Genomic DNA, 15,738 nt, shown 5'->3' with positions numbered 1-15,738 from the left:
CCACGTCTGGCTATACAGTCGCGGCAATGGAGCGGATGGCGGCGATGAATCAGGTGGCTGGGCGGACCCTCAAGACGGTTCTGCTCGCCGTGTCCTTCTTCCTGCTCGCCAGCGCGAGCATAAAGCTGACCCGCTTCACCGGGGGTGCGGCCTTCCTCTGGCCGGCCACCGCGCCGCTGTTCGCGTTCCTGGCGGTGAGGCCCGCGCGCACATGGCTCTGGCCGATGCTCGCCACGTGTCTCGCCTCCTGGACGGCCTCTTCCATCTTCGGCGTCGGCCCGATCGCAGGCGTTCCGCTGTCCATCGCGATCGTCGCGGAGGGCGCGCTCGGCGCGCTGATCCTGCGCAGGAGCGGTGAAGATCTGACGTCCTTCGACGGTCTGCGGTCTCTCGCCGTCTTCGTGTTCGCCGCCGGTCTCGTCGCGCCCGCGCTCTCCGGCCTGCTCGGTGCGGGCGTGATCGCGCTCCACACCGATCAGCCGTTCTGGCCGAACTGGCAGGCGTGGTTCGCCGCCCACGGTCTCGGCACCATCAGCGTGGCGCCACTCCTGCTGCTCGTGCTGCGCGGGGAGGGCGCCACCTGGTATCGTGCGACATCGTCACGGCACAAGCTCGAGGCTCTCCTTCTGCTGGCGGCCGTCTTTGTCACATCGCTGTGCGTCTTCGGGCAGGAGCGCTACCCGCTTCTGTTCCTTCCCATTCTGCCGCTGATCATCGCGACGTTCCGCCTCGGGCGGTTGGGGGCGACCAGCTCGGTTCTCATCCTGATGGTCGTCGGCGGAGCCTTCACCCTGCACGGCCACGGCCCCATCGGCCTCATGCAGGGTTCGGCCGGAACGCGCGCGCAGTTCTTCCAGCTATACCTTGCGGTGGCGGTGATGGTCGTTCTTCCGGCGGCCACCGAACTGCGTCGTCGGGAGGCGCTCGCGATGCGACTTCGGCAGAGCGAGACGACCTACCGCCTGCTGGCGGAGAACCTGGGCGACACGCTCATCCACACGGACCTCGACGGGGATGTGCTGTACTGCTCGCCGGCGATCCGGTCCCTGACCGGGTTCGGCGCGGAGGAGGTCGTCGGCCGCAACTCGCGCGACTTCGTGCTTGCCGACGACATCTCGACGTTCCGCGCCGCGCGCGCCGAAGCGATCTCGAAGCCCGAGGCGACGATCGCCCTCGAGTACCGCGCGACGGTGCGGGGCGGCAGGGTCATCTGGTGCGAGACGCGGATGCGCAGCTACACCGACGCGGAAGGCACGCCCGCCGGTCTCATTCTGGTCGTGCGCGACGTTACCGACAGGAAGGCGGCGGAGGCCGAACTCGTCCACGAGGCGGTCACCGACCAGCTAACCGGCATTCCCAACCGGAAGGCCTTCTTCAGCCGCCTCGAATATCTCCGGAGGGAGGTGGCCGCAGGACAGGGGGTGGGGTGCGTTGCGATCTTCGACATCGACTTCTTCAAGGCCGTCAACGACACGCACGGACACGCGACCGGCGACAGCGTGCTGAGGGTCGTCGCCGCCGCCGCGAAGGCGGCGACCCGGAGCGGCGACATGGTGGCGCGGATCGGCGGTGAGGAGTTCGGGATCGTTCTGTGGGGCGCGGCTACGGAGACGGCGGCGCAGACGTGCGAGCGGGTCCGCAAGGCGATCGAAGCCTGCGTGGTCGACGCGTTCTCCGGCCGCAAGGTCCGCGTGACCGCGAGCTTCGGTATCGCCGATATCCGACCCGACGCGGACAGTGAGACGGTGTACCGTGCGGCCGACGAAGCGCTGTACGCCGCCAAGTCAGCCGGGCGGAACAGGCTCCGCCTCGCGGCCTGACGTGGTTCTGGCGAAAGCCTTCCGGCATTCGCTTTCGAACTAACCGCCCGTCGCGCGCTGTCGTCTAGCGCAGCACATGTCTCCCGCGTGCCGTGTCCGAACTGGCCACACGCAGCCCGAAGCCGGCGCTGCGATACTCCGCCACGATGCGACGCGGCGGCGGCGCGTAGTTGCGGGCAGCCGATCGGACGAGGGCGGGCGTGTCGCCCCAGGTGCCACCCCGCGCCACGCGGAACTGGCAAGGTTCTCGCAACACCGCGGCGCCGGAGGACGGCCGTCCCGCGAGCGTGTCGACGTAGCAGTCCTGCGTCCACTGCCAGACGTTGCCGATCATGTCGTAGAGACCAAAGGCGTTCGGTGGGAAGGAGCCCACGGGGGATGTGTACTCCCACCGGTCCGCGCCGCCTGTGGCGGAGGTGCAGCAGGTCTCCGAGCCGTAGTTCGCCTGATCGTGCGAGGCGGTGTCGCCCCAAGGGTAGGCCGTTCTGGTGTCGGCCCTCGCGGCATATTCCCACTCCGCTTCCGTGGGGAGACGGTATTCCCGCCCCGTCCGGCGACTTAACCACCTGACATACGCCTGCGCCTCGTTCCAGCTGACGCAGACCACGGGCTGGTCGTCGCGCTGAACGAAGCCGAGATGGCGCCACGAGGCCCGTCCGCTCTCCTCCTTCGGCAATCCGCTATAGGCCCAGCCTTGGCCGTCCGGTTGATGCGTATCGGCGACGAAGGTGCGCCATTGTTCAACGGTGACGTCCGTCGCGCCCAGCGCGAAGCGTTCGACTGCGACCTTCGTCACCGGCTCCTCGTCTGTCTTGTGGCCTACTTCGGAGACGGGGGATCCCATCGTGAAGCTTCCGCCAGGTATGACGATCATGGTCGAACACTCGGCACAGTCGCGAAACGTAACTCGTGAGCTCGCACGCTGCGCTTGCTTGGCATGCGCTCCGGGTCCGCCAATGAGTACGAGGCCAAGAACCGCTGTTGCTAAGGCCTTCATGTCTTTTTCCTCGCTCAATCATTGGCGGTGATTGTCTCGGGAGAGCCGTGACGCTTCAGCGCCTTCCTCATAAAACAAAGCGCTGCAACCTTGTCGCGTGTCCTGGTGATGTAGCTATCGAGGATATCACCTTCGTGGGCGACGGCACGCCGGAGGGATATCATCATGCCGTTGAGCTTCACGTACATCTCGTCGAGGTGCCAGCGCCAACGGCGGAAGCCGCGCATGCGCGAAACGCGCTGCCGGCGGATGTCGCCGGCGAACAAAAGCTGTAAGATCCTCCTATAAAGGAGGGAAAGCGCCGGTCGGGGACAGATTATCATGCGGCGACATGCCAGCGCCGGGGTGCTTTCCGGGACCCCTATGAACACAGTCGCCGTGTCCGTCGAACCTACGCTGCGACGAGGGCCGGCCGGCTCGACTAACTTGTCGCACGACACCACGCTCGATCCCGCCGACTGGAGCAGCACGCGCACGCAGGCGCACATGATGCTCGACGACATGCTGGACCACCTTCAAGCTTTGAGCGCCCAACCAGTCTGGCAGGCTCCATCGGATCGCGGTCGCGCCGCAATGGCTGCGCCGCTACCGCTTGACGCCGTCGATCTTGCCGACACGCACGCGATCTTCCGCGAGACAATTCTGCCCTATGGCAGCGGCAATCTGCACCCTGGCTTCATGGGGTGGGTGCAGGGCGCGGGCACTCCGGTTGGGATGCTCGCCGAGATGCTGGCGGGTGGCCTCAACGCCAACTGCGGCGGGCGCGACCATATGGGCATCGAAGTCGAACGCCAGGTGGTCGCCTGGATGCGCGAGGTGTTCGGCTTCCCGGCAAGCGCAGACGGCCTGTTCCTGACCGGAACCTCGCAAGCGAACTTCGTCGCGCTGCTGATCGCGCGCACGCGCGCATGTCATGCCACTCGGCGCGGCGGAGTGGCGGTGGCGCCGAGGCTGCTGGCTTATGCGTCGGCGGGGGTTCACGGCTGCGTGCCGCGCGCGCTGGAAATGGCCGGGCTCGGCAGCGACGCGCTGCGGCGGATCGCGACGGATGAACACGGCGCGATCGACATCGCCGCACTCGCTCACCAGATCCGGGCCGATCGGGCCGCTGGTTTTGCGCCCTTCCTGCTGATCGGCACCGCCGGCAGCGTCGATATCGGTGCGATTGACGATCTCCACGCGCTCGCCGATGTTGCCGGGCAGGAGGCGCTGCACTTCCACGTCGATGGTGCACTTGGCGCGCTAGGGATGTTCTCGGATGCAATCGCGCCGCTGCTCACGGGTATTGAGCGCGCCGACAGTCTCGCGTTCGATTTCCACAAGTGGGGCCATGTACCTTATGACGCCGGTTTCCTCCTCGTGCGCGATGGCACGTGGCAACGCGATACGTTTGCGGCGGAAGCAGGTTATCTCACCCGCGCCAACAGCGGGCTGGCCGCGGGCGAGCGCTGGCCATGCGACATGGGCCCCGATCTTTCGCGTGGGTTCCGCGCACTGAAAACGTGGTTCACGCTCAAGACCTATGGGCTGAAGGCGCTCGGCGCGGCGATAGAAGCCAATTGCCAGCTCGCACAGATGCTGGCGGCACAGGTGAAGGCGCATCCCGATCTGGTTCTGCGCGCGCCAGTCGCGCTCAACATCGTCTGCTTCGGCTTCGCCCGCAACGGGAAGGAGGATGGCGACCGCAACCGCCGCATCGTCGAGCGCCTTCACGCCGCCGGACGCGTCGCTCCGTCAATAACGCTACTGGAGGGCGTTCCCGCCATCCGCGCCGCTTTGGTTAATCACCGCACAACGCTGTGGGACGTCGACGCGCTGATTGAAGGCGTACTCGCCTTCGGCCACGCCGAGAGTGCCTGAGGGACATCGAATGAACAATCCCGACATCGCCGGCCTCCACCGTATCCTGCCGATGGCGTTTGAGCGACAGGATATGACCGAGTTATGGGCCGACCGCGTTGCGCGGGTCACCGCCGACCGTGACGACGCGGCGGCGATGATGGATCTTTCGATGATGCTACAAAGCCATGCTCGCACGGATGAGGCGCTGGCGATTATGACGAAGGCGCTCGCGATCCGTCGCAGCTACCGCGTAGTGCACGGTGATGGCAGTGGCGTGCGGCTGTTGGCGTTCGTTACACCCGGCGACTTCATGGCAAACACGCCGGTGGATTGTCTGCTCAAGGGGTCCAACGCCGTGCTGTGGCTCCATTACGTCGATGCCGACACTGCTGATCTTGACGATCTGCCCGAGTATGACGTTGCCTTGCTCGCGATCGGCGAGGCGACCGCGCACCGCCCGGTTTTGGCCAGGATGGCGACCTTGCTGCCTCGGTTGAGCAAGCCCGTCCTCAACGCCGACCCACGGAAGATTGCGAACCTCACCCGCGACGGCGTGAGCGCGATGTTTGTGGATGAGCCCGCACTGCTGGTGCCGCGTACGCACCGGATCGATCGTGCCGCGCTGAGTGCGCACCTGGCCGGGGAAGCGACGGCCGATGAACTTGCCTCGGGGCTGACATTCCCGATCATTATCCGTCCGCTCGGTACGCACGCTGGCGGCGGCCTCGATCGCGCCAGCAATGCAGGCGAACTTGCCACCTATCTGGCGAGTTCTACCGATCAGACCTTCTTCGTTGCGCCGTTCATGGATTATCGTGGCACGGACGGCCTGTTCAGCAAGCAGCGCATCGTACTGATCGGCGGCAGGCCTTACCCCAGCCACCTCGCGCTCTCTAGCCACTGGATCGTCCACTATTTCGGCGCAGGCATGACCGAAAGTGCCGAAAAGCGCGCCATGGAGGCGGAGTGGATGGAGAACTTCGACCGGGATTTCGCCATCCGTCACGCCAGCGCCTTCGATGCGCTCCACCGCCACCTAGGCCTCGACTATTTCGGCATTGATTGCGCCGAGTTGCCCGACGGTCGGTTGCTGGTGTTTGAGGTAGATGTTGCCATGATCGTCCACGACCTCGATGACGCGATGACATTTCCCTACAAGAAGCCGGCGATGCAGCGATTGTTCGATGCCTTCGTCGCGATGGTTCAGGCGAATGTGCCCATGATCCGCGAGGCCGCGTAGAACCACGTGCGCGGGTCATCATAGCATTGGTGGCGGGCGGCGCACGGCCAAGGGTCTTCGATTGTGACGCCGGGTTGGTGAAGATGCCTACTATGGCCAGCCACGCTCGCTTACGTTGGCTGCGACGAGGCGTCTGCCTTTCTGCTCAGTGCTTGAACCAGTCAAAGTGCGCAGCGGTGAACCGACTAGGCGGTTGTCCATCGTCCCAGGTGGAAAAACGAGCGTGGGGATCGGGACGTCGCGGCCGACCCGCGGAGTGCCGCACCTGCTGCGGCCACTCAGCCTCAAAATCGAGCGGATCGGTCCGGGCATGGGGATCGAACAGTCAGTGCTGGTGGCGCCGCATACCGAGCCGCTCGATGCCGTCGATCCTGGCGCGGTGTTGGCGGAGATGTCCAGGTGAGTAATCCCGCCCAGCTGGTCGATGTCGTCGCTGGTCGCATTGGTGAGCAGACTGTCTTCCAGATCGCGCCGGTGCCAAGCCATGTTACCGAACGCGCGGTCCGACCGATACCGAACCTTCCGCAGTCGAACGCCTGATATTGGACATTCAAGCGACATGAACGGGCGACCGGAGTTGGGAAGCCAAAACGTCTCGCAAACGGCTGGGATTGGGTCGTTGCGGTCGCGAAGCGCCCAAACGATCGACGTCCCAATTGACGTGGTGGGATCAAAAGCAGGCAAGATACCGCAGATTTCTGCGGTTTCTACAATGTTCTCAACATGCACTGGTGCCGGTTGCAGGAATCGAACCCGCGACCTTCGGTTTACAAAACCGCTGCTCTACCAGCTGAGCTAAACCGGCATCCGCGCCCCCAATGCGTCAGGAAATGCCGAAGGTCCAGCCCTCGCTGCGCGCGATTGTGGGAGTCAGGCTGGGTGGATGCCATAATCCGGCGTCGGCGATGTTCGCACGCAGCCACGCCGAGGCAAGGATCGCGTCGGTCGCATGATCGGTGTAGCGTGTCAGCGGTACGTGTCCGCGCGATCCCAGCGCCGCGAGCGCACCATCGAGTGCGTCGGCATCCCGCAGCTTGCTCAGCCCCTTGCGCAGACCGGCGGCGCGGGCGGCGATGGTGGTGTAGATCTCCACGACCAGCGCGCCGGATGCAGGCACCGGGTCGAACGGCCACACAGGGATCGCGGGCCCGAGATGATGGAGCAAGCGCATGCCCGCAAAGCTCGCCTTGGCGACCTGCGCCGCGCCGATCGCATCGTACAGCGTCGACAGCTTGCCGCCGCCGTTCGCCTTATACTGCATCTCGCAGCGGCGGTGGTGCAGGAAGCTCGCCTTGGGGCCATCGGCGGCACCGAGATAGAAGTGCGTGCCGCGTCGCTGTTCGAGAAAAGAGGCCGCGCCAAGGTCCGCGTCCGGGCTGTGCGCATCGACATAGGCCCAGAAGGCGCGGGCGGTGGTGGGCGTGTCCTCGCCCGGAAGATATGCGCCGCGCTCGATCAGCGGCGGTGCGAAGCTGAAGTCGAAGCCGATGAGGAGCGGCTCGTCGGCATGCTCCTTTAGCCACGCCAGCACCTGCGTGCGAGACCACGCCCCGCCCGGCGGCGCGACCAGCGCGGGCGCCGCGTCGCCCGCTTCGCACGTCGCGAGCGCGATGCCGGGATGGCGCGCACCCTTGGCGCCCGACCAGTCGATCGCGGCGAAGCGGGTGAAGCGATCAGGGGCGATCACCGAAGTCCTTGCGTTGCTTCGCGCTCGCCTTGTCCCACCATGCGCGGCGGATGACGCTGGCGACACGCTCCGGGTCGGTGCTGCCGTAGCGGACGAGCAGCCCCGGCCAGCCTTCGTAATGCGGCGTCTGCCAGAAGGTTTCGGGATCGGTTTCGAGCAGGACCGCTTTCTCGTCATGCGGGCTCGGCACGTGGAAACTGGTGGCTTCCTCACGCCCGGGCGAGACGAAGGCCTTCTTGTTCACCTTGGGGCAGGGGCGGCCGTAGAACGGATCGAGAGACGTTTCGGGCAGCGACAGCGCGAACGCGACGACATCGTTCCACGTTTCGAACCGCAGGCTCATTCGCGCGCCGCCTTCAGTTCCGCCCACCACGCCATCCGCTCGGCGATGCGCTTTTCGAGGCCGCGATCGGTCGGCGTGTAGAAGGTCTGCGGGGCCATCTCCTCGGGCCAGTAATCGGAACCCGAATAGCCGGACTCGGTATCGTGATCGTAGGCATAGCCCTTGCCGTAGCCGATCTCCTTCATCAGCTTGGTCGGCGCGTTGAGGATGTTGGGAGGCGGCATCAGCGAGCCGGTTTCCTTCGCCACCCGCCACGCCGCCTTCTGCGCGGTGTAGGCGGCGTTCGATTTGGGCGCGGTCGCGCAATACAGGCACGCCTGCGCGATGGCGAGTTCCCCCTCGGGGCTGCCGAGGAACTCATAGGCATCCTTGGCGGCGAGACATACGGTCAGCGCGTTCGAATCGGCGAGGCCGATGTCCTCGCTTGCGAAGCGGACGATCCGGCGCAGCACGTAGAGCGGTTCCTCGCCCGCCGTCAGCATCCGCGCGAGATAGTAGAGCGACGCCTGAGGGTCCGAGCCGCGCAAGGATTTATGCAGCGCGGAGATGAGGTTGTAATGCCCCTCGCGATCCTTGTCGTACACAGCGACGCGGCGTTGCAGGAACGCCGACAATCCGGCGGCATCGAGCGGCTCGGGCAGATCGACCGAAAACAACGTCTCGGCCTGGTTGAGCAGGAAGCGGCCGTCGCCGTCGGCGCTCGCCACCATCGCCTCGCGCGCATCATGGGTGAGGGGCAGGGGGCGCTCCTCCAGCGCCTCGCCGCGCGCGAGCAGCAGGTCGAGCGCTGTCGCATCGAGCCGGCGCAGGATCAGCACCTGCGCGCGGCTGAGCAACGCGGCGTTGAGTTCGAACGACGGATTCTCCGTGGTCGCGCCGACCAAAGTGACGGTGCCGTCCTCGACATAGGGCAGGAAACCGTCCTGCTGCGCGCGGTTGAAGCGGTGGATCTCGTCCACGAACAGGAGCGTGCGCTTGCCCAGCCGGGCATGATCGCGCGCCTCGGCGAACGCCTTCTTGAGATCGGCTACCCCTGAGAACACCGCCGAGATCGCGACGAAGCGCAGGCCCACCGCATCGGCGAGCAGCCGCGCGATCGTCGTCTTGCCGGTGCCGGGCGGCCCCCACAGGATCATCGACGACAGCCTTCCTGCCGCGACCATCCGCCCGATCGCGCCTTCCGGGCCGGTGAGGTGATCCTGCCCGACGACATCCGCCAGCCGCTGCGGGCGCAGCCGGTCGGCGAGCGGCGCGGTATCGGGCAGCGCCTCGGCGGTGGCGGGCGGATCGAAGGCGGCAAAAAGGTCGGCCATCTGCTCAAGATAGGGGCCCCGCGAAAAATTTCACAGCGGGGCTTGCGTCAAACACATCAAGATATATCTTAGCTGCATCGTGTTATTGAAAGGAACGATATGTTCGGAATGAACAAACGCGGCGGCCATCGCGGCCACCATCATCACGGCTTCGGTCATCACGGCATGGGTCGCGGCGGCTTCGGCGGTTTCGGCGGGTGGGGTGATCCATTCGGCGGCGGCCGGGGCGAGGGGCGTGGCGGTCCCGGCGGACGCGCGCGTCGCATGTTCGACGGTGGCGAGCTGAAGCTCGTGCTCCTCAAGCTGATCGCCGATGAGCCGCGCCACGGCTACGACCTGATCCGCCAGATCGAGGAACTGACCGGCGGCGCCTATGCGCCGAGCCCCGGCGTGGTCTATCCCACGCTTACGTTGCTCGACGACATGGGGCTGGTCGAGGTCGGCAAGAGCGAGGGCGCGAAGAAGCTGTTCACCGCCACCGAGGCGGGCAACGCCAATCTCGCGGAGAATGCCGAGCTCGTCGAGGCGCTGTTCGCACGGCTTGCCGAAGTAGGCCAGCAGAGCGCACGCACCGATGGCGCACCGATCCGCCGTGCGATGGGCAACCTCGCCATGGCAGTCCGCGGTCGGCTGATGGCCGATGGCGGCGAAACCGAGACGCTCCACCAGATCGCCGCTTTGCTCGACGAGGCGGCGCAGAAGATCGAGCGCCTCTGACATGACCCGGTTGCAGATGCTGCGTAAGCGGCTCGCGATCGTAACGCCGGGGCCGCACGCCCCGGCGGGAAAGGAAAAGACCATGACCACCAGCGCAACCGCCAGCGTGCCGACCACCAGCGCCAGCAAATACCTCCAGCAGCTCTGCAAGCACTGGCAGCACAATCTCGCGGTCGAGTTCACGCCCGAGCACGGCACGATCGTCTTCCCCAGGGATGCGCGCGGTGCCGACTGGCCGGCCGACGGGCTGGTGACGTTCGATGCGGGCGCCGAGGCGCTTGCGGTGCGGATCGACGCGAGCTCGGACGGTCAGCTCGAAGGGTTGAAGGGCGCGGTCGCGCGCCATCTCGATCGTTTCGCCTTCCGCGAGGCACCGCTCCGGTTCGACTGGCAGGCCGCCTGAGCGCACCCTATATCCGGCGGCGAAAGGATCTCTCATGGCCAACTATGCGAAGACCGACGCCGCCGTTGCGGCGCTCACCCCCGAACAGTTCCGGGTGACCCAGCAATCGGGCACCGAGCGGCCCGGTACCGGCCCGCTGCTCTACAATAAGGAGCCGGGCATCTACGTCGACATCGTCTCGGGCGAGCCGCTGTTCGCATCCTCGGACAAGTTCGAATCCGGCTGCGGCTGGCCGAGCTTCACCAAGCCGATCGAACCCGCGAATGTCGCCGAACTGCGCGACGTGTCGCACGGCATGATCCGCACCGAGGTCCGCTCGCAGCATGGCGATAGTCACCTCGGCCATGTGTTCGACGACGGCCCGCGCGATCGCGGCGGTTTGCGCTATTGCATCAACTCGGCCTCGCTGCGCTTCGTTCACCGCGACGACATGGAAGCGCAGGGGTACGGCGACTATCTGTCGCAGGTCGAAGAAGTGGCGTGAGCCGCGTGTGATCGTGAGTGACGAGAAGGGCCGCAGCGATGCGGCCCTTTTCGATGTTGCGGCTGGTAGATCGCCAAGCACTCCGTTCGTGCCGAGTAGGGATCGAGTAGCCCGCAGGGCGTATCGAGAACCCGTTTCGAAACACAGTTCCGCGCGAGGCCTGTCCTTTGATACGCTACCTCGATATGGGCCTTCGGCCCTACTCGGCAGCTACTCGGGACGAACGGAGCATAAGTGGTCAGCGCGGATTGGTCTTGGCATCCTGCTCCAGCAACAGCTTGGCAATCCCGGACCAATCCTTGTCCTGCATCCCCGCCTCGACCGCCTCGCTCATACGCCCGCGCACGGTGTCGAGCATCGGCAACCGCTTGCCCGCCTTCTCTGCCGCTTCGGTCGCGAGCCGCAGATCCTTGAGGCCGAGCTTCATGCGGAATCCGGGTTCATAATCGCCCGCCGCGATCTTGCTGCTGTAGGTCTGGTAGATCCGCCCCGGAAACAGCGTGCCGAGCATCAGCTCGAAAAACGCCTCGGCCGACACGCCATTGTCGCCGGTCAGCACCAGCGCCTCGGCCATCGCTTCAATCGCGAAGGTAATCATCATGTTGCCGGCGATCTTGGCGGCATTGGCCTGATGCGGTTCGTCGCCCAGTTCCCAGATTTTCTGCGTCATCGCCTCGAACGCAGGGCGGGCGGTGGCGTGCGCGGCGGCGTCGCCCGCCACCACCATGTTGAGCGCACCCGCTGCCGCCGCATCGGGCCGGCCGAACACCGGCGCGGAGAGATAACCGACCCCCGCCGTCGCATGCGCCGCCGCCAGCTCGTCCGCGAACGCGACCGAGATCGTCGCGGTGACGGCATGAACCAGCCCGGCGCGTGCACCGGTCAGCAACCCGGCGTCGAGTACGACCGAACGGATCGCGGCATCGTCGGCCAGCATGGTCAGCACCAGCTCGGTCTGGAACACCTCGGCCGGCGTCTCGACCATGCGCGCGCCGTCCACGGGCTTGCCGCCGTCGCCCGAGCGGTTCCAGATCAGCACCTCATGCCCGGCCTTGACAAGGTTGTCCGCCATGCCGCGCCCCATCGCGCCCAACCCGATCAAGCCTACCTGCATCATACGTCCTTTCAGTAGCGGTCGAGCGACAGGTCGCCCGTTTCGATCTCGGGTTTGCGGCCCGATATGATGTCGGCGATGACCTGCCCCGATCCGCATGCCATCGTCCAGCCGAGCGTGCCGTGGCCGGTGTTGAGGAACAGGTTGGGCAGGCGGGTCTTGCCGATCACCGGCACGCTGTCGGGCGTCATGGGGCGCAGCCCGGACCAGAAGGTTGCGCGCGCCAGATCGCCGCCTCCCGGAAACAGCCCGCCCACCGAATGTTCGAGCGTGGCGCGCCGCGCCTCGGGCAGATGGTTGTTGAAGCCTGAAATCTCCGCCATCCCGCCGACGCGAATGCGGTCGCCAAGTCGGGTGATCGCCACCTTGTAGCTTTCGTCAAGCAAGGTCGACACCGGCGCGCGGGTCTCATCGGTGATCGGCACGGTGATCGAATATCCCTTGACCGGATATACCGGCAGCCTGAGCCCGAGCGGTTTCACCAGCACCGGCGAATAGCTGCCCAGCGCGACAAGATAGGTGTCGGCGGTGATCCGTCCCGCATCGGTGACGACGCCGGTGACGCGCCCGCCCTCCTGCTCCAGCCGCAGGATCGTGCGGCCGTAATCGAACACCACGCCTGCATTTGCCGCAAGCTCGGCGAGCCGGTTGGTGAACTTGAAGCAATCGCCGGTCTCGTCATGCGGCAGGCGCAGGCCGCCCGCGATCGGCACTGCGCTGTTCGCCAGCCCCGGCTCGGCGGCGATGCAGCCGGCGCGGTCGAGCAACTCGAACGGCACGCCGCCCTCCTTCAACACCGCGATATCCTTGCCGGTGCCGTCGAGCTGCTTCTGTTCGCGGAACAGTTGCAGCGTGCCCTGCATCCGCTCGTCATAACGGATGCCGGTGAACTGGCGCAGCGCGTCGAGCCGGTCGCGGCTGTATTCGGCCACGCGCACCATCCGCGCCTTGTTGATCGCATAGCGTTCGGCGGTGCAGTTGCGCAGCATCGCCACCAGCCAGCGCAGCATCGCCATATCGGGCTGCGGGCGCAGGATCAGCGGGGCGTGGCGCATCATCAGCCACTTCACCGCCTTTTGCGGAATCCCCGGCGCCGCCCAGGGCGAGGCATAGCCGGGCGAAATCTCGCCCGCATTGGCGAAGCTCGTCTCCAGCGCGGGGCCGCGCTGGCGGTCGATCACCACCACCTCGTGCCCGGCCTGCGCGAGATACCAGGCAGAGGTGACGCCCACCACGCCGCTGCCGAGGACAACCACCTTCATCGCACGTCTCCTTGGGCGCGATCAGCCATCGCGCAGCAGCCGGTGTACCCGCGCGGTCAGATCGCTTACCGCGAAAGGCTTGGTCAGCACCTCCATGCCATGCCCGATATGACCGTGGTTGAGCACCGCATTCTCGGCATAGCCGGTGATGAACAGAATGCTGAGGCCCGGCACCAGCGCCCGCGCGCGCTCGGCCACCTCGCGCCCGTTCATGCCGCCGGGCAGGCCGACATCGGTGATGAGCATGTCGATCCGCTCGGCGCCGCGCAGGATCTCGATGCCCTCCGCACCCGTCGCCGCCTCCGCACAGGCATAGCCGAGTTCGGCCAGCGCATCGACCACGAGCATCCGCACGGTCGGCTCATCGTCGACGACGAGGATGGTCTTCTCGGCGGTGACATGAAGCGCCTCGGGCAACACCGGTGCGACCTCCTGCTCCTCCGCATCGCCGAGGTTGCGCGGCAGATAGAGGCAAACCATCGTGCCCTGGCCCACCTCGGAATAGATGCGGACCTGGCCATGGCTCTGCCGCGCGAAGCCATACACCATCGATAGGCCGAGACCGGTGCCCTCGCCGATCGGCTTGGTGGTGAAGAACGGATCGAACACCCGGTCGAGAATGTCCTTCTCGATGCCGACGCCGGTATCGCTCACGCAGACCGCGACATATTGGCCGGGTTCGAGGCCATGGCCCCTGGCACTGCGCTGGTCGATCCAGCGGTTGCCCGTCTCGATGGTAATCTTGCCGCCATCGGGCATCGCGTCGCGCGCGTTGATGCACAGGTTGAGGATCGCGTTCTCAAGCTGGTTTGCGTCGACCAGCGCGGACCACAGCCCGGCAGCGGCGACCGTCTCGATCTCGATCGCGGGGCCGACGGTACGCTGGACCAGTTCCACCAGTTCGCTCATCAGCCGGTTGATGACGATCGGGCGCGGGCTGAGCGTCTGCCGCCGCGAGAACGCGAGCAGCCGGTGGGTGAGGGCAGAGGCGCGCCGCGTCGCGCCCTGTCCTGCGGAGAGGTATTTCTCGACATCGCGCGTGCGGCCCTGCGCGAGCCGCGTGCCGATCATCTCGAACGAGCCCGAGATGCCGGCGAGCAGATTGTTGAAATCATGCGCCAAGCCGCCGGTGAGCTGTCCGACCGCCTCCATCTTCTGCGCTTGCCGCAGCGCTTCCTCGGTCGCGCGGAACCGTTCCTGCTCGGCGAGACGGTCGGTGATGTCGTAAGCGAACTGGAACGCCCCGATCCGCCGGCCATCGGCTGCCCGCAGCGCATTCAAGCGCAGCTCGTACGAGCGCGGATCGCCGCTTTCCTCGCCGTGACGGGCGATGGTGACGAACTCCTCTCCGGCCAGCGCGCGGTCCCACACCGAATGCAGCGCGGCGACCTGTTCAGGCCGATCGGCGAGCAGATCGAACATCCGGTCGCCGATCTTCGGCAGCACGCCGAAATTGCGCTGGAACTCGCGTGCGGCGGCGCTGTTCATCGCCATCCAGCGGCCGGTCAGATCGACGATCGAGACGAAGGCGTTCGCCGCCTCGACCACCTCCGCGAGCAGCCGCCGCTCGGCAAGTGCCTGCGTGACGCGCGCCTCCAGCGTCTCGTTGAGGCGGAGCAGCTCAAGCTCGGCCTTGCGGCGCGCGCTCACATCCTGGAACAGCACCGCCACCTGCTTCTTGCTTGGCGGCTCGATGCGGAAGGCGGAGAGCGAAAGATAGCGCCCGGTTTCCTCCAGCGCGCGCTCGAAGCGGATCGGCACGCCGGTGCGCAGCACGCCGCCATAGCGCGCCACCCAATCGTCCGCGGCTTCGCGGCTGACCATCTCGCGCAGCTTCTGCCCGACGACGTTCGGAATGCCGGCGTTGACCGCATAGGCGGCGTTCGCCTCGACATGCACGTAATCGCTCAACGGACCGTGCGGACCATCGAAGAACTCGATGATGCAGAAGCCCTCGTCCATCGTATCGAACAAGGTGCGATAGCGGTCGGCCTGTTCGGTGCGTTCGCGGATCGCGCGCTGCATCTCGAACTGGCTCATCACCTGGTTGGCGAGCACGGTGAGGGTGCGCCGCTGAAGATCGCTCAACTCGTGCGGCTTGGTGTCGAGTACGCAGAGCGTACCGATCGGCAAGCCTTCGGGCGTCTTGAGCAACGCGCCCGCATAGAAGCGCAGGCCGCCATCCCCGCTGACGAGCGGATTATGGTCGAACCGCGCGTCCTGGGTCGCATCGGGGATGAGCAGGAAATCCTGTTCGAGGATCGCGTGCGCGCAGAACGAGGTTTCGAGCGGCGTCTCGCGTACGCCCAGCCCGACCTCGGCCTTGAAGAACTGCCGGCCCTCGGCGATCAGGTTGACGACACCGATCGGCGTTCCGCACAGATCGGCGGCAAGCTGCGCCAGTTCATCGAACGCGGGTTCGCGCGGCGTGTCGAGGATCTGATACCTGTCCAGCGCCTCCAGCCGGCGTCGCTCACGCCCGGCTGCGTCAATTTCCTTCATGCCCGTCGCATATC

At 66.1% G+C, this 15,738-nt stretch carries 14 protein-coding genes, 1 tRNA gene and 1 pseudogene; 7 read left to right on the top strand and 9 right to left on the bottom strand.

From position 1 onward, the window contains the following. The first annotated feature begins 35 nt into the window (after window positions 1-35). Entirely contained in the window at window positions 36-1,820 is a 1,785-nt protein-coding gene (locus AC3ANX_RS10880) for a sensor domain-containing diguanylate cyclase (RefSeq protein WP_488333300.1), read from the top strand. 64 nt (window positions 1,821-1,884) lie between these two features. Here the strand turns inward: AC3ANX_RS10880 and AC3ANX_RS10875 are convergent, their stop codons facing one another. After that, on the bottom strand, window positions 1,885-2,664 hold the full coding sequence (locus AC3ANX_RS10875; RefSeq protein WP_488333299.1) for a formylglycine-generating enzyme family protein: 780 nt from the start codon (window positions 2,662-2,664) through the stop codon (window positions 1,885-1,887). Between the two features lie 173 nt (window positions 2,665-2,837). Further along, a pseudogene (locus AC3ANX_RS10870) lies at window positions 2,838-3,083 on the bottom strand (DDE-type integrase/transposase/recombinase); the annotation flags it as partial. 160 nt (window positions 3,084-3,243) lie between these two features. Here AC3ANX_RS10870 and AC3ANX_RS10865 point away from each other — a divergent pair. From AC3ANX_RS10865 to AC3ANX_RS10855, 3 genes are all read left to right on the top strand, one after another. Beyond that, window positions 3,244-4,677 carry a pyridoxal phosphate-dependent decarboxylase family protein gene (locus AC3ANX_RS10865; RefSeq protein ID WP_488333298.1) on the top strand — a complete coding sequence of 478 codons (1,434 nt, stop codon included), beginning with the start codon at window positions 3,244-3,246 and terminating at the stop codon, window positions 4,675-4,677. A gap of 10 nt (window positions 4,678-4,687) precedes the next feature. Next, window positions 4,688-5,899: an ATP-grasp domain-containing protein gene (locus AC3ANX_RS10860; protein ID WP_488333297.1), complete on the top strand. Its 1,212-nt coding sequence runs from the start codon at window positions 4,688-4,690 to the stop codon at window positions 5,897-5,899. Between the two features lie 223 nt (window positions 5,900-6,122). Beyond that, window positions 6,123-6,302: a hypothetical protein gene (locus AC3ANX_RS10855; RefSeq protein ID WP_488333296.1), complete on the top strand. Its 180-nt coding sequence runs from the start codon at window positions 6,123-6,125 to the stop codon at window positions 6,300-6,302. A 326-nt stretch (window positions 6,303-6,628) separates the two neighbouring features. On the opposite strand, the gene AC3ANX_RS10850 is transcribed toward AC3ANX_RS10855, so the two are convergent. The 4 genes from AC3ANX_RS10850 to AC3ANX_RS10835 form a co-directional block, all read right to left on the bottom strand. Next, window positions 6,629-6,704: transfer RNA gene (locus AC3ANX_RS10850), tRNA-Thr, on the bottom strand. Between the two features lie 18 nt (window positions 6,705-6,722). Next, a complete protein-coding gene (locus AC3ANX_RS10845) occupies window positions 6,723-7,583 on the bottom strand; it encodes a hypothetical protein (protein WP_488336933.1) in 861 nt (286 codons plus the stop codon). Further along, window positions 7,573-7,929 (bottom strand): MmcQ/YjbR family DNA-binding protein, encoded by a 357-nt coding sequence (locus tag AC3ANX_RS10840; RefSeq protein WP_488333295.1) that lies wholly within the window; start codon window positions 7,927-7,929, stop codon window positions 7,573-7,575. The genes AC3ANX_RS10845 and AC3ANX_RS10840 overlap by 11 nt, the downstream gene beginning before the upstream one ends. Further along, a complete protein-coding gene (locus AC3ANX_RS10835) occupies window positions 7,926-9,242 on the bottom strand; it encodes a replication-associated recombination protein A (RefSeq protein ID WP_488333294.1) in 1,317 nt (438 codons plus the stop codon). The genes AC3ANX_RS10840 and AC3ANX_RS10835 overlap by 4 nt, the downstream gene beginning before the upstream one ends. 108 nt (window positions 9,243-9,350) lie before the next feature. On the opposite strand from AC3ANX_RS10835, the gene AC3ANX_RS10830 reads away from it, so the two are divergent. From AC3ANX_RS10830 to msrB, 3 genes are all read left to right on the top strand, one after another. Further along, window positions 9,351-9,959, top strand: coding sequence for a PadR family transcriptional regulator (locus AC3ANX_RS10830; protein WP_488333293.1), 609 nt, complete (start codon window positions 9,351-9,353; stop codon window positions 9,957-9,959). A gap of 82 nt (window positions 9,960-10,041) precedes the next feature. Beyond that, window positions 10,042-10,362 (top strand): DUF2218 domain-containing protein, encoded by a 321-nt coding sequence (locus AC3ANX_RS10825; RefSeq protein ID WP_488333292.1) that lies wholly within the window; start codon window positions 10,042-10,044, stop codon window positions 10,360-10,362. 34 nt (window positions 10,363-10,396) lie between these two features. Continuing rightward, complete coding sequence (gene msrB, locus AC3ANX_RS10820; RefSeq protein WP_488333291.1) at window positions 10,397-10,846, top strand: peptide-methionine (R)-S-oxide reductase MsrB; 450 nt, start codon at window positions 10,397-10,399, stop codon at window positions 10,844-10,846. Window positions 10,847-11,084: 238 nt separating this feature from the next. Here the strand turns inward: msrB and AC3ANX_RS10815 are convergent, their stop codons facing one another. Genes AC3ANX_RS10815 through AC3ANX_RS10805 form a run of 3 tightly spaced genes read right to left on the bottom strand, consistent with a single transcriptional unit; the run spans window position 11,085 to window position 15,724 of the window. Then, window positions 11,085-11,918, bottom strand: coding sequence for an NAD(P)-dependent oxidoreductase (locus AC3ANX_RS10815; RefSeq protein WP_488333290.1), 834 nt, complete (start codon window positions 11,916-11,918; stop codon window positions 11,085-11,087). Window positions 11,919-11,971: 53 nt separating this feature from the next. Next, entirely contained in the window at window positions 11,972-13,222 is a 1,251-nt protein-coding gene (locus AC3ANX_RS10810; RefSeq protein ID WP_488333289.1) for a D-amino acid dehydrogenase, read from the bottom strand. Between the two features lie 21 nt (window positions 13,223-13,243). Beyond that, window positions 13,244-15,724, bottom strand: coding sequence for a PAS domain-containing protein (locus AC3ANX_RS10805; protein ID WP_488333288.1), 2,481 nt, complete (start codon window positions 15,722-15,724; stop codon window positions 13,244-13,246). Window positions 15,725-15,738 lie beyond the last annotated feature (14 nt).

It is taken from the genome of Sphingomonas sp. BRN-1R (genome assembly GCF_057748035.1).
The sequence above is the reverse complement of the archived record's forward strand: the minus strand, read 5'-3'. Positions and strand labels throughout refer to the sequence as shown.

Coding starts and splice junctions, on each gene's coding strand:
- AC3ANX_RS10835 (WP_488333294.1), bottom strand. CDS start 9,242: ATGGCCGACCTTTTTGCCGCCTTCGATCCGCCCGCCACCGCCGAGGCG.
- AC3ANX_RS10805 (WP_488333288.1), bottom strand. CDS start 15,724: ATGAAGGAAATTGACGCAGCCGGGCGTGAGCGACGCCGGCTGGAGGCG.
- AC3ANX_RS10840 (WP_488333295.1), bottom strand. CDS start 7,929: ATGAGCCTGCGGTTCGAAACGTGGAACGATGTCGTCGCGTTCGCGCTG.
- AC3ANX_RS10875 (WP_488333299.1), bottom strand. CDS start 2,664: ATGGGATCCCCCGTCTCCGAAGTAGGCCACAAGACAGACGAGGAGCCG.
- AC3ANX_RS10815 (WP_488333290.1), bottom strand. CDS start 11,918: ATGGCGGACAACCTTGTCAAGGCCGGGCATGAGGTGCTGATCTGGAAC.
- msrB (WP_488333291.1), top strand. CDS start 10,397: ATGGCCAACTATGCGAAGACCGACGCCGCCGTTGCGGCGCTCACCCCC.
- AC3ANX_RS10825 (WP_488333292.1), top strand. CDS start 10,042: ATGACCACCAGCGCAACCGCCAGCGTGCCGACCACCAGCGCCAGCAAA.
- AC3ANX_RS10880 (WP_488333300.1), top strand. CDS start 36: ATGGCGGCGATGAATCAGGTGGCTGGGCGGACCCTCAAGACGGTTCTG.
- AC3ANX_RS10810 (WP_488333289.1), bottom strand. CDS start 13,222: ATGAAGGTGGTTGTCCTCGGCAGCGGCGTGGTGGGCGTCACCTCTGCC.
- AC3ANX_RS10830 (WP_488333293.1), top strand. CDS start 9,351: ATGAACAAACGCGGCGGCCATCGCGGCCACCATCATCACGGCTTCGGT.
- AC3ANX_RS10860 (WP_488333297.1), top strand. CDS start 4,688: ATGAACAATCCCGACATCGCCGGCCTCCACCGTATCCTGCCGATGGCG.